General features: G+C 60.9%; 11 protein-coding genes. 3 read left to right on the forward strand and 8 right to left on the reverse strand.

Going from position 1 to position 13,458, the window contains the following annotated elements; translation table 11 throughout:
• The first annotated feature begins 32 nt into the window (after positions 1–32).
• Genes C4J90_RS05560 through C4J90_RS05570 form a run of 3 tightly spaced genes read left to right on the forward strand, consistent with a single transcriptional unit; the run spans position 33 to position 4,322 of the window.
• On the forward strand, positions 33–1,157 hold the full coding sequence (locus C4J90_RS05560) for a GNAT family N-acetyltransferase (RefSeq protein ID WP_124361497.1): 1,125 nt from the start codon (positions 33–35) through the stop codon (positions 1,155–1,157).
• The gene (locus tag C4J90_RS05565; protein ID WP_124361498.1) at positions 1,157–2,935 is read left to right on the forward strand and encodes a HAMP domain-containing sensor histidine kinase; all 1,779 of its coding nucleotides are present in this window, start codon (positions 1,157–1,159) and stop codon (positions 2,933–2,935) included. Before C4J90_RS05560 ends, C4J90_RS05565 begins: the two co-directional genes overlap by 1 nt.
• Positions 2,925–4,322, forward strand: a complete 1,398-nt coding sequence (locus C4J90_RS05570; protein WP_124361499.1) for a sigma-54 dependent transcriptional regulator — start codon at positions 2,925–2,927, stop codon at positions 4,320–4,322. The genes C4J90_RS05565 and C4J90_RS05570 overlap by 11 nt, the downstream gene beginning before the upstream one ends.
• Positions 4,323–4,444: 122 nt before the next feature.
• Here the strand turns inward: C4J90_RS05570 and C4J90_RS05575 are convergent, their stop codons facing one another.
• The 8 genes from C4J90_RS05575 to glpD all read right to left on the reverse strand — a co-directional run bounded on the left by C4J90_RS05575 (position 4,445) and on the right by glpD (position 13,371).
• The gene (locus C4J90_RS05575) at positions 4,445–4,783 is read right to left on the reverse strand and encodes a GlpM family protein (RefSeq protein WP_124361500.1); all 339 of its coding nucleotides are present in this window, start codon (positions 4,781–4,783) and stop codon (positions 4,445–4,447) included.
• Positions 4,783–6,120, reverse strand: a complete 1,338-nt coding sequence (locus C4J90_RS05580; RefSeq protein WP_124403236.1) for a sigma-54 dependent transcriptional regulator — start codon at positions 6,118–6,120, stop codon at positions 4,783–4,785. The genes C4J90_RS05575 and C4J90_RS05580 overlap by 1 nt, the downstream gene beginning before the upstream one ends.
• Positions 6,117–8,018, reverse strand: coding sequence for a sensor histidine kinase (locus tag C4J90_RS05585; RefSeq protein WP_124361502.1), 1,902 nt, complete (start codon positions 8,016–8,018; stop codon positions 6,117–6,119). The genes C4J90_RS05580 and C4J90_RS05585 overlap by 4 nt, the downstream gene beginning before the upstream one ends.
• Before the next feature lie 169 nt (positions 8,019–8,187).
• On the reverse strand, positions 8,188–8,922 hold the full coding sequence (locus tag C4J90_RS05590; RefSeq protein WP_124361503.1) for an amino acid ABC transporter ATP-binding protein: 735 nt from the start codon (positions 8,920–8,922) through the stop codon (positions 8,188–8,190).
• Positions 8,919–9,590 carry an amino acid ABC transporter permease gene (locus C4J90_RS05595; protein ID WP_046071144.1) on the reverse strand — a complete coding sequence of 224 codons (672 nt, stop codon included), beginning with the start codon at positions 9,588–9,590 and terminating at the stop codon, positions 8,919–8,921. The genes C4J90_RS05590 and C4J90_RS05595 overlap by 4 nt, the downstream gene beginning before the upstream one ends.
• On the reverse strand, positions 9,590–10,336 hold the full coding sequence (locus C4J90_RS05600) for an amino acid ABC transporter permease (RefSeq protein ID WP_024073702.1): 747 nt from the start codon (positions 10,334–10,336) through the stop codon (positions 9,590–9,592). The genes C4J90_RS05595 and C4J90_RS05600 overlap by 1 nt, the downstream gene beginning before the upstream one ends.
• Positions 10,337–10,528: 192 nt before the next feature.
• Positions 10,529–11,455, reverse strand: a complete 927-nt coding sequence (locus tag C4J90_RS05605) for a glutamate/aspartate ABC transporter substrate-binding protein (protein ID WP_124413966.1) — start codon at positions 11,453–11,455, stop codon at positions 10,529–10,531.
• Positions 11,456–11,832: 377 nt separating this feature from the next.
• Positions 11,833–13,371: a glycerol-3-phosphate dehydrogenase gene (gene glpD, locus C4J90_RS05610; protein WP_124365112.1), complete on the reverse strand. Its 1,539-nt coding sequence runs from the start codon at positions 13,369–13,371 to the stop codon at positions 11,833–11,835.
• Positions 13,372–13,458: the final 87 nt, after the last annotated feature.

The following is a 13,458-nucleotide window of genomic DNA, read 5'->3' on the forward strand; positions in this document are numbered from 1 at the left end:
CTACAGGGGGGCGGTGTTGATAAGGAAAAACTGTGATAACCACCCAAGCCTTCCCGACCCTCCGGGCCATCCAGCGCGATGCCTGGAATGACTGTTTTCCCGGTGCCCTGGAGGACTGGGACTATTACCTCGCGGTGGAAAACGCCGCGATCGATGACTTTCAGTGGCGTTACCTGGCGGTTTACGAAGAGGGAACGCTGGCGGCAGTGGCTGTCGCGTTCATCACCCATTATCGTCTCGACACGACGCTGTCGGGCGCTGGCAAGCGCTTAACCGAACGTGTGGCGCGACTGTGGCCGGGTCTGTTGCAACTGGGGTTGTATGCCCTCGGTTCGCCGGTGGCCGAGCGCTGCGACGTTGGTTTTGCCAGTGGCGTGGCGGATGCGCGGCGCCCGCAGTTGCTCAAGCACTTGCTGGAGGTCGCGCGCCGGGATGCGGATGACTTTGGCATCGGCCTGCTGGCAGTCAAGGACGCACCGAGCAACGACCCGCATTGGGCCGAAAGTTGCCGTGCGGCTGGCTTTCAAAGCATGCCGAGCCTGCCCACGGGCGTGTTGCCGCTGCCCTACGGCTCAGTGGACGCTTACCTTGGCTCGCTGGGTAAATCCACCCGCAAAGACCTGCGCCGCAAACTGCGCGCACCGGGGCCGCGGGTGGAGTGGCGGCGCAATATCGATGATGTGCTTCCCGAGGTCATGCGCCTCTATGAAGCCACGCTGATGCGCGCGGACTTGCAGTTCGAACGCCTGCCCGCCGGTTACTTCACGGGGATTCTCGAACAGCTGCAAGCGCGTGCGGTGTGTGTTCTTTACTGGGTGGACGAGCACCTGGTGGCGTTCAATCTGATCCTGCTCGACGAGCATCGGCTGATTGACAAGTTTTTCGGGCATGACATCGCGTTCAGCCGTGAGTACAACCTGTACTTCCGTAGCTGGCTGACCAATGTCGACTACTGTATTCAACACAATATTGCGGTGTACGAGTGCGGCCAGGCCGGGTATGCCAGTAAACTGCGCCTGGGCTGCCAGTTCCAGGGCAACAGCCTGTTCTTCCGCCACCGCAATCGGTGGGTCAACGGCGTGCTCAAGTTAGTCAAAATGTTGTTCCGACCGGATCGTTCCGACCCTGCCATGGCTGCTGCGATAAGCGAAACCTGATGATCACCAAGACCCGCCAGAAAGCCCGCCCCTTTGCCATTTCGCGATGGAGCGTCCAGCGCAAGCTGGTGCTGGCCTTCTGGCTGGTCAGCGTCATTCCGACCATGATCGCGGCGGAATTGGCCGCCACCACGCTGTCGCAGATTTTCGACAGCAACGTGCGTATCTGGCTGCAGGAGTCGACCAAGATCGTCAAGGACGAGATCGGCGACATCCTTCACGACAACGCGCGCATGGCCAAGCTGTTCCTGCGCTACACCAGCCCACCCTCATCGCGGCAGGCCGAACGGCATGACCGGCTCACCGCCGACATCGCCGATGCCACCGACATCGATGTGGTGGCGCTGATTCGTAGCAGTGATCACAAGGTGGTGTTCAGCACCGCCGCCGACGACATCGTCAAGCAGATCAACCTGACCAGCAACACGGTGTTGCAGACCGTACAGGTGGCCGGCGTCAGCACGGGCCTGGTGGTATCGACCTTCGAAACCAACCGTGATGGGGTCGATTATCTGTTGCTGGTGGCCACCTACCTGGACAGCAGCTTCCTTACCAGCGTGGCCGATGTGCATTCTCTCGACCTGCGCCTGTACCTGGCCAATGCCACGGGGTTTTCCGAGATATTTTCCACCCAGCGCTTCGAAAACCACCCGGCGCGCATCCCGAAGAATGTCGAAGCCGAGCTGCGCAGCACCCGGCAGCCGAGCGAGCAGTTCACCAACCAGTACAGCGGCTTGTACTGGCCGATATTCAACGATGCCGGCGAGCTGCAAGGCGTGATCTTCAGCGGCCTGCTGCGCCACACGAGCCTGGTGGGGCTGGTGAATCAGAGCAACTTGTTCGTGCTGATTTTCCTGGTCAGCTCGGCGCTGTCACTGGCGGCAGGGGTGTGGGTGTCGCGGCGCCTGACCCAGCCGCTGCGGGACTTGTCCCAAGGCGTGAACGCGGTGATTTCCGGCAACTACGCGCACCGGGTAGAGGTCAGCGGCGGCGACGAGCTGGCGCAACTGAGCAGCACCTTCAACCACATGACTGAACGCCTGGGCGAATTGCATCACCTGGAAGCCCAACTGCGCCGGCGTGATCGTCTGCACGCCCTGGGTGAAGTCGCCATGGGCCTGGCTCATGAAATCCGCAACCCGTTGGGTATCATCAAGACGGCCACTCAACTGTTGCACCGGCGCGCCGACCTTCCGGACGCCGACAAACGCCACTTGGAGTACGTCATCAGCGAGGTCAGCCGGATCAACGACCTGATCACCGAATTCCTCGACTTCGCCAAGCCCAATCCGCCGATACGCGTACAGCAACCGGCCCGCCCGTTGGTGGAAGACATCCTCGGCTTCTGTGGCCCGGAGTTGAGTACTCACAATATCGATGCACAGATAGACGACCAGGCGCCCGACGCTACGCTCTACGCGGATGCCAAGCAGCTCAAGCAGGCCTGCCTGAACCTGATTCTCAACGCCATCGACGCGATGCCTGAAGGCGGGCGCCTCACCCTGGGTATCCGCAGCGTGGGTGACACCACCGTGATCAGCATCGCCGATACCGGCCAGGGCATCCCGGCGGATATGGTCGAGCGCATTTTCACGCCGTTCGTCACCACCAAGGCCTCGGGTACAGGGCTGGGCCTGGCCAAGGTCTATTCGATCATGGAGAGTCACGACGCCAGCATCGAGTGCGTCAGTGAGAAAGATGCCGGCGCCACCTTCAACCTGTACATTCCGGCTAACGGTGAAGACGACGGCGAGGATGAGAACGGGCATGACGCATAACGTATTGGTGGTCGACGACGAGCCCAAGCTCTGTGACCTGTTGTCATCCGCCCTGAGCCAGAACGGCATCCAGGTGTTTACCGCCGGTAATGGCCTGCACGCGCTCAAGGTGCTGGAGCAGGAGGACATCGACCTGGTCATCAGCGACTGGCGCATGCCGGGCATGGACGGGCCGGCGTTGCTGGCGGAAATCAAGCAGCGCTATCCGCAGTTGCCGGTGATCGTGATGACGGCCTACAGCACCGTGAAAAATGCCGTGCAGTCGATGCGCAATGGGGCCTACGACTACATTGCCAAGCCGTTCGATATCGACGAGCTGGACATCACCGTGGCCAAGGCCCTGCAGTTTCGCGACATCATGCGCGATAACGCGCGCCTGCGTGCCGAGCTGGATGAACATGCACAGTTCGACAGCCTGGTGGGTGACAGTCCAGCGTTTCGTAAAGTGTTGCAAGCGGTGGACTCGGTGCGTGACAGCAGCGCAACCATCCTGCTGACCGGCGAAAGCGGCACCGGCAAGGAAATGGTCGCCCGCGCGATCCACAAGCATGGCAGCCGTGCCGACCAACCGTTCGTGGCGGTCAATTGCGCGGCGATTCCCGAAGGTCTGCTGGAAAGCGAGATGTTCGGTCATCGCAAAGGCGCTTTCACCGGCGCCGTGGCCGACCGGGTAGGGCGCTTCATGCAGGCCGACAAGGGCACGCTGTTTCTTGATGAAGTCGGTGATATGCCGTTGGCCTTGCAGGCCAAGATTTTGCGTGCCTTGCAGGAACGGGTCATCGAACCGGTGGGTGATCCCCGCGAGCGCAAGGTGGACGTGCGGGTGATTGCCGCGACCAACAAGAACCTGCTGGACGCGGTGGCCAACAAGGAATTTCGCGAAGACCTGTATTACCGGCTGAATGTCTTCCCGATTCCTTTGCCGGCTCTGCGCGAGCGCGTGGAAGACATCGCACCCCTGGCCCGGCACTTCGCCCGCACCCTCAGTGCGACCGCCGGCAAACGCATCACCGGGTTCAGCCCCGAGGCCTTGCAGGCCATGGCGGCGTACCACTGGCCGGGCAATATCCGTGAGCTGCAAAACTGCGTGGAGCGGGCGACCATCGTGGCGGCTTCGTCGGTGATCGAGGATATCGATTTGCCGGGGTATTTGTTTGCTTCGAAACCGAGCGAGGGCGGGGTGACGGCGATCCTCAGCGACGGGCCGGGTGTGCCACAGGACCTGGATGCGGCGCTGGCGGAAGTGGAGAAAGCCTACATTTTGGCGGCGTTGCAGGAGAGCAATGGCGTGCAGGCTGCGGCGGCAACGAAGATCGGTATCTCGGAGCGCAGCTTCTGGTACCGCCTGAAGAAGCTGGGCATCCAAGTCGACAAAATAGTCCGCTGAAACACTGTGGTTAAAACTGTGGGAGGGGGCTTGCTCCCGATAGCGGTGTGTCAGCCACAGATATATTGACTGACCCACCGCAATCGGGGGCAAGCCCCCTCCCACATTTGGACTGTGGTGTGTCAGGTGTGCAGGCGTACCCAGACACTAACCAGCACCGTTGCCGCCATCAGCCAGGCCACTGCGGCCACGGCGAGCGATGCTTCCAACCGCATCCGATCCACCATCACATACAAGGTCGCCAAGTACACGAAGTACGGAATGATCGACCACATCCCAAACACAATGGTGGTCTTGAGATCCTCGACCGAACGGCCCTTGCCGACGATGTAGTGGGCAATCAGCGCGAAGGTCGGAAACAGCGGCACCAAGCCTGCGATGTAATAGTTTTTGGTCTTGGCCAGTGCGGCCAATATAAGCACCACCGCCGCGCCGAGGGCGGCTTTCAAGAATAGATCCATCAGTGACTCAACCCGTATTTTTTGACCTTGTCGAACAGCGTGGTCTTGGCCATCCCCAGTTCCTGGCTGGCCTGGGTCAGGTTGCCGCCGCTGCGTTGCAGGGCGTCAACGAGCAGGTTGCGTTCGAAGGCTTCCACCGCCTCGGTAAAGGCCAGGCCGTGGGTGCTGCCGCCCGTGCCGCTTTTCTTGAACGCGGGCAGGCCCAGGGCGAAGCGTTCGGCGACGTTGCGCAGTTCGCGCACGTTGCCCGGCCAGTCGTGGCTCATCAGGCTCGACAGGGTCTGGTTGTCCAGCTCCGGGGCGATGCGATCGAAGCGCAGTGAGGATTGCTGCAGGAAGTGTTCGAACAACTGCAGGATATCTTCACGGCGCTCGCGCAGTGGCGGCAGTTCCAGGGTGACCACATTGAGACGGTAGTACAGGTCACTGCGGAACTGGCTGGCGCGGCTCAGTTCATCGAGGTCGGACTTGGTGGCGGCGATCACCCGGCAATCCACGGCCACGCTCTGGTTCGAACCCAGGCGTTCGAGGGTGCGTTCCTGCAGGACCCGCAGCAGTTTGATCTGCAGGTTGATCGGCATGCTTTCCACTTCATCGAGAAACAGCGTGCCTTCATGGGCGTGCTCGATCTTCCCGATGCGGCGCTTGCCGGCGCCGGTAAACGCGTTGGCTTCGTGGCCGAAAATCTCGCTTTCGAACAGGTTCTCCGGCAGCCCACCGCAGTTCAGGGCGACGAACTGGTGGGCGTGGCGCCGGCTGAAGTCATGCAGGCAGCGCGCGACCAGCTCCTTGCCGGTGCCGGTTTCGCCTTCGATCAGCACGTTGGCCGACGTGTCGGCAACGTTGGCGATCAGTTCGCGCAAGTTTTGCATCGCCGGCGAGCGCCCGATGATGCGGCCCTCCAACGAATCGCGCTCGGCCAGTTGGCGCCGTAGCGACCAGACTTCCCGCGCCAGCCCACGCTGTTCAAGGGCACGACGGGCGACGTCTACCAGGCGCTCGGGGGAGAAGGGTTTTTCCATGAAATCGTAGGCGCCGTTGCGCATGGCGCCGACCGCCATGGAGATGTCGCCATGCCCGGTGATCAGCACCACCGGCAGGCTTTTATCCAGCGCCTTGAGGCGAGTGAGCAAGGCCAGGCCATCTATGCCCGGCAGGCGAATATCGCTGATGACAATGCCGGCAAAATTCTCGCCGATATGGGTCAACGCTTCTTCGGCACTGCCCACGCCAACGCTGGGGATGTCTTCCAGCGCCAATGCCTGCTGGCAACCCAGCAGCACGTGGGGGTCATCTTCGACGATCAGGACGGTGAGGTCTTGGGGTTCAATATTCATGTCGACTCAACTTTTTCAGCGCCCGCCAGCGGCAGGTTCAGGACAAACGCGGTACCACCAGCGGCCGGATGTTCTACGGCCAGGCTGCCGCCGGTGGCCGCCGCAAGGCTTGCGGAGAGGGTCAGGCCCAGGCCCAGCCCTTGCTCGCCGGGCTTGGTGGTGAAGAAGGGCTCGAACAGGTGTTTGCGTGCCTCGGGGTCGATGCCGTGGCCATTGTCGCGCACCCGCAGGCGATATTTACCCTCGGCGCTCTGGCCTTCCAGCCACAACTGCGGCGCCGGTTGCGCCTGCATCGCATCGAGGGCGTTGCCGATCAGGTTGACCAGGATCTGCTCCAGGCGCGTCTGATCGATCTGCAACTGGGCATGGGTGAAGTCACGGTGCACGGCCAGGGACAGGTTGTCCAGGCGCGCGCCGAGCACCTGGAACGCGGCGTCCACCGCCTTGGCCAGGTTCGCTTCGCCCTGGTCGTCACCGCGCCGGGCGAACGAGCGCAGGCTGGCGGTGATGCGACCCATGCGATCGATCAGTTCGTTGATGGTCTTGAGGTTGGCGCTGGCGGTGTCCAGGGCGCCACGTTCGAGGAAGCGCACGGTGTTGCCGGACAGGGTGCGCAGCGCGGCCAGGGGTTGGTTCAATTCGTGGGCGATGCTGGTGGACATCTGGCCGATCGCTGCGAGTTTGCCGGCCTGCACCAGTTCGTCCTGGGCACGGCGCAAGGTCTCTTCGGCCTGGCGCCGTTCGCGGATCTGGCCTTTGAGGCGTTCATTGCTGGCGCGCAGGTCGGCGGTGCGTTCGGCAATCCGTCGTTCCAGCTGGCTGTTGGCTTCCTGCAAGGCCTCCCGTGCGGCGAGGCGGGTGGCGATGACCTTGCGCCGCTCGTTCCAGGCAATCAGCAAAAACGCGACCAAGCCAAACGCGACGGCGACCAGGATGCCCTGGTTGATCGCGGCGCGGCGTAGTTCATTCAGCGGGGTGAGCAGGGTGAAGTTCCACGGTGTGTCATTCAGTGGCCGGGTTTGCGCCAGGTAACTGACTTCTTGCTTGTCGTTGACCACTTCGCTGTTGGCCGGGAAGGTCAGCTTTTCGCTGCCTTCGTTCAGCCGCTCGCGGGCCAGGGGTTCCAGGGCGTCCAGTGTCGCCCAATAATATTGCAGGCTGTTAGCCAGCCGGTCCCTGGTGTCTTCGCTCAGGGGACGCACGGCCTTGAGGCGGCGGGCCGGGTCACTGGACAGGATGATGATGCCGTTTTCGTCGCTGACAAAAGCTTCGAGGCGCGCGCGTTGCCAGCGCTCTTCAAGCGCCTCCAGGCGGACCTTGACCACGGCGACGCCGATGATTTTGCCATGCTCTTCCAGGCCGTGGGCCAGGTAGTAGCCGGGTTCGCCGTTGGTGCTGCCGATGCCGTAGAAACGACCGGGCTGGCCGCGCACGGCGTTCTGGAAATAGGCGCGAAAGGACAGGTCTTCACCCTGATAACTGTCGGCGTCGCGCCAGTTACTGGTGGCCAGCACCCGGCCGGTGGTATCCATCACGTAGATGGCGCGGCTGCGGCTGCGGCGGTTCAAGCCTTCGAGGTAATCGTTGACGGTCGTGCGGGTTTCCTGGTTGGGGTCAGCCAGGAGCAGGGAAACGCTGGATTCCAGCTCAAGCAGGCTGGGCAGGTAGGTGTATTTGCTCAGTTCGCTTTCGACGGTGCGGGCGTGCAACTCCAACTGGCGTTCGCCGTTGTCGCTGAGGGTGCGGATGCCATAGTACTCACTGACCCAGAAGCCGATATAACCCAAGCCGATCATCAGGGCGATGATCAACGGCGGCAGGAACAGTTGACGTATCAGGCGAGGCTTCACGGCAAGTGATGGCGGCGCAGCGCGATAGGGGGTGGGGTCGCATTTCATCACAGATGCCTTGGGTCAACCAGCGCTGCCGGCCTGTGCGGTCAGTGTGGGAGGGGGCTTGCCCCCGATTGCAGTGTGTCAGTCGGTATATCTGTCGCTGATCTACCGCTATCGGGGGCAAGCCCCCTCCCACATTGGTCCGGTTTCTTCAGTGGATGCGCTGTAATACTTAGTGCTGCAGGATTTTCTCAAGGAAGTGCTGCGCACGTTCGGAGCGGGCGCTGATGTCGCCGAAGAACTCTTCTTTCGGGCAGTCTTCGATGATCTTGCCAGCGTCCATGAAGATCACGCGGTCGGCCACTTTGCGGGCGAAGCCCATTTCGTGGGTCACGCACATCATGGTCATGCCTTCGTGGGCCAACTGCACCATCACGTCGAGCACTTCGTTGACCATTTCCGGGTCGAGCGCCGAGGTCGGTTCGTCGAACAGCATGACGATCGGGTCCATGGCCAGGGCGCGAGCAATCGCCACACGTTGTTGCTGGCCACCGGACAGTTGGCCCGGGTGCTTGTGTGCATGGGCCGACAGGCCGACGCGCTCCAGCAGTTGCAGGCCCTTCTTGGTGGCTTCTTCCTTGCTGCGGCCGAGCACCTTGATCTGCGCGATGGTCAGGTTCTCGGTGATGGTCAGGTGCGGGAACAGTTCGAAGTGCTGGAACACCATGCCCACGCGCGAGCGCAGTTTCGGCAGGTTGGTCTTCGGGTCGGCGATGGAAGTGCCATCGACGATCACGTCGCCTTTCTGGAACGGCTCCAGCGCATTCACGCACTTGATCAGGGTGGACTTGCCCGAGCCGGACGGCCCGCACACCACGATCACTTCGCCTTTTTTAACCTCGGTGCTGCAGTCGGTCAGCACTTGGAAGTCGCCATACCACTTGTTGATGTTCTTGATAGAGATCATACGGCAAACCTTTTTTGCAGACGCTTGACCAGCAGCGAGGCGGAAAAGCTGATGATGAAGTAGACGACACCGGCGAAGATCAGGAACTCATTGGAGCGGCCGATGATGTCGCCGTTGGAACGGGCAGAGTTGAGGAAGTCCACCAGGCCCACGGTGTAGACCAGCGACGTGTCCTGAAACAGGATGATGCTCTGCTGCAGCAGCAGCGGGGTCATCTTGCGAAACGCCTGGGGCAGGATGATCAGGCGCATGGTCTGCCCGTAGGTCATGCCCATCGCCTGCGCGGCGGCCATCTGGCCCTTGGGGATCGACTGCACGCCGGCCCGCACGATTTCGCAGAAGTACGCGGCTTCGAACATCATGAAGGCCACGACGCAGGAGGTGAACGCGCCGATCGGCGTGTCTTCACCGGTGATCCAGCGCAGGACGAACGGCACGGCCAGGTAGAACCAGGTGATCACCAACAGCAGCGGGATCGAACGGAAGTAGTTCACATAGGCGCCGGCCACACGGGACAGCAGCTTGCTGGACGACAGGCGCATCAGCGCGAGGATCGTACCCAGGATGATGCCGCCGACCACGCCCATGACCATCAACTGCAGGGTCATGACCATGCCGTTCCACAGGCCCGGGATCGCGGGGATGATACCGCTGAAATCGAAGTCCATTATTTACCCCCCACGGAGATCAGGCCGGGCACCGCGACTTTCTTCTCGACCACGCGCATCAGCAGCATCAGGCTCATGTTCAGGGTGAAGTAGATCAGCGTGGCCAGGGTGAAGGCTTCAAACAGGTTGGCCGAAAACTCGGCGGTCTGCTTGGTTTGCGCCAGCAGTTCCATCAGGCCGATCAAGGACGCCACGGAGGAGTTCTTGAACACGTTGAGGAATTCGGAGGTAAGCGGCGGAATAATGATGCGATAGGCCTGGGGCAGCAGCACGTTCCAGTAGATCTGCGGCAGCTTGAAGCCCATGGCGCGCGCGGCGGCTTCCTGGCCACGGGGCAGCGCCTGGATGCCGGTGCGCACTTGTTCACACACACGGGCGGCGGTGAACAGGCCCAGGCACACGACGACGCTCAGGTAGGCCGAGGTGGTCGGGTTCAGGTCTTGTTTGTACCAGTCCTGCAGGTTCTGCGGCAGCAGATCGGGTATCAGGAAATACCAGATGAACAGCTGAACCAGCAGCGGCACGTTACGAAACAGTTCCACGTAGCAGGTCGCGATGCCCGATACGAGGCGGTTTGGCACGGTGCGCATGACCCCCAGAATGGAGCCCAGCAGCAAGGCAATGATCCATGCCACGACAGCGATGGCGATGGTCCAGCCCAGGCCGGCGATGTACCAGTCGAGATAAGTCTCGCTGCCAACGCCGGTGGACTTGAAGAACACGCCCCAGTCCCAGTTGTAATTCATTAGGGTCTCCCCTCGAGATCGATCGATGTACAAGCACCCGCTTGGGACAGTCCGTTCCCTCCTGACGTTGAACGTCAGGCACACGCAATCGGCTCGAAAACCGCCAGGTCGAGTGTTCCAAGTTAAAGCCAGCAGGTAATTACAAACGCCTGAGGGAGTTTGACTCCCTCAGGCGATAAGGTTAGCCAGGTTTTAGATCTTTACTTCCGGAGCCGGTTTGTCGCTCGGGTTCTTGATCAGTTCCTTGACCTTGTCGCTCATCGGGAAGTTGAGGTTCAGGCCTTTTGGTGGAATCGGGCTTTCAAACCACTTGGCGTAGATCTTGTTGATTTCGCCGGACTTGTACAGGCTGGCGATGGCGTCATCCACGGCTTTCTTGAAGTCTGGGTCGCCTTTGCGAACCATGCACGCGTAGGCTTCGAAGGACTGCGGAGTACCGGTGATCACCCAGTCATCCGGCTTCTTGGCCTTGGCTTCTTCGCCGGCCAGCAGGGCGTCGTCCATCATGAAGGCAACCGCGCGGCCGCTTTCGAGCATCTGGAAGGATTCGCCGTGGTCTTTGGCGGAGATGACGTTCATGCCCATCTGCTTGTCGGCGTTCATCGCCTTGATGATGCGCTCGGACGTGGTGCCGGCGGTGGTCACGACGTTCTTGCCTTTCAGGTCGGCAAAGTCAAGGTAGGACGGCTTGCCATCCTTGTCTTTCTTGACCAGCAGACGGGTGCCGATTTCGAAGATGTTGGTGGTGAAGTCAACTTGCTGGGCGCGTTCGGCGTTGTTGGTGGTGGAGCCGCATTCCAGGTCTGCGGTGCCGTTCTGGATCAGCGGAATACGGGTCTGCGACGTCACCAGGTTGTATTTGACCTGCAGATCGGGCTTGTTCAGGTCTTTTTTCAGGGCTTCAACGACGGCCAGTTGAATGTCATGGGAATAGCCCACGGGTTTGCCCGAGCCATCCGCAATGTAGGAAAACGGAATAGAGCTGTCGCGGTGAGCGAGAGTGATAGTGCCGGAGTCGTTGATTTTCTTCAGCGTGCCGGTGAGTTCGGCGGCGAAAACTGGAGTGCTGATCAGAGCAGCAGCAATAGCTGCGCCCAGGATATGGGGAACGATGCGCATCAATACTTCCTCGACATTTGTTTTTTTTATAAAGCCAGCTAAACGGCTCTCTTGTACAGCGAATGCCTTGACGGCTGCTGAGGCGTCTCAGGCAATCGTCAGGAAGTGTAGAGCATGAGTCGTGCCATACCCGAAACAAAAGCTTAACTTCATGATTTATATGGTTATTAACTTTGTGTGACAGTGTCAGCTCACTACCGGGGTACGGCAAACCGAATAGGAGCAGGTTCTGCGTTCGGAAAACCGAATGGCAGGCACTCCTAAGGTAGGAGCGAGCTTGCTCGCGAAAAACGCAAAAACGCCGCGTTTATTCTGGATAAACGCGGCGCTCTCGGGTTTTTCGCGAGCAAGCTTGCCCCTACAGTCTCGGGATGGCGTCAGGCCGCTTCGATCTTGCTGCGCGTCTGTTCAACCTTGGACAGGTAGCGTTGCAGGTTGTCCTGCTCTGCTGCAGTGGTGAACAGGCCCAGCTTGGTGCGGCGCCACAGCACGTCTTGAGGCTGGGTTACCCATTCTTCGGCGCACAGGTAATCGACTTCGCGGGTGTAAAGCCCACCGCCCAGGTGCTCACCCAGATCAGCCAGGGTTTGCACACCTTCCAGCAGGCGCCAGGTGCGGCTGCCGTAGGTGGTCGACCAGCGACGGGCGATCTCGCTCGGCACCCAGTCGAACTTGTTGCGTATGGCCTCGGCCAGGGCTTCTGGTGTGGTCATGTCTTCGCCGCCCGGCAGGCTGGCCTTGGCGGTCCAGCTTGGGCGCATCTGGGTGAAGTACGGCGCCAGTTGCGCCATGGCCGATTCGGCCAGCTTGCGGTAGGTCGTCAGCTTGCCGCCGAACACCGACAGGATCGGCGCCTCGCCGCTGCCGCCGGACAGCGACAGGGTGTAGTCGCGGGTAATGGCCGATGGGTTGTCCGATTCGTCGTTGCACAGCGGGCGCACGCCCGAATAGGTGTGGACGATATCGTCACGGCTCAGCTGTTTCTTGAAGTGTGCGTTGACCACCTTGAGCATGTAGTCGGTTTCACCTTCGGTGATCGCAACTTTCGCCGGATCGCCGGTGTATTCGCGGTCGGTGGTGCCGATGATGGTCAGGTGATTGAGGTACGGAATCGTGAACACGATGCGCTGGTCTTCGTTCTGCAGAATGTGCGCATGGGCACCTTCGTAGAGTTTCGGCACGATCAGGTGGCTGCCTTGGATCAGGCGAATGCCGTACGGCGAATCCAGCTTCAGGTCGTCCTTGATGAACTTGGCGACCCATGGGCCGGCGGCGTTCACCAGCGCCCGGGCGCGGATCGAGAACAGGCTGCCATCGGCGCGTTGCATGTTCATTTCCCACAAGCCGTTGCTGCGGTGGGCACTGACGCAACGGGTCTGGGTGTGGATATGCGCGCCTTTCTCGCGCGCGGCCATGGCGTTGAGCACCACAAGGCGGGCGTCGTCGACCCAGCAGTCGGAATATTCGAAGCCTTTGGTGATTTCGCTTTTCAGCGGGCTGTCGGCACCGAACTTGAGGCTTTTCGAACCGGCCAGCTTCTCGCGTTTGCCCAGGTGGTCATACAGGAACAGGCCGGCACGGATCATCCAGGCCGGGCGCAGGTGCGGACGGTGCGGCAACACAAAGCGCATCTGCTTGACGATGTGCGGGGCCTTCGCCAGCAGCACTTCACGCTCGGCCAGGGCTTCGCGTACCAGGCGGAACTCGTAGTGTTCCAGGTAGCGCAAGCCACCGTGAATCAGCTTGCTGCTGGCAGACGACGTGTGGCTGGCCAGATCGTCCTTTTCGCAAAGGAATACCGACAAACCGCGCCCGGCTGCGTCTGCTGCAATGCCGACGCCATTGATCCCGCCGCCGATAACGGCAACGTCATAGACTTCGGCAAGCGGTGGTGCAGGCAAGGTAGAAGGGTTCATCGGCTGGCCTCGCGATCTTTTCGTATTGGAATTCGAACATTAATGTTCATTTGCGAAAATGTTAGCTGATAAATGCGCGCGCAGCCA

It is taken from the genome of Pseudomonas sp. R2-60-08W (genome assembly GCF_003852335.1).
In the GTDB taxonomy this organism is placed as follows: Bacteria; Pseudomonadota; Gammaproteobacteria; order Pseudomonadales; family Pseudomonadaceae; genus Aquipseudomonas.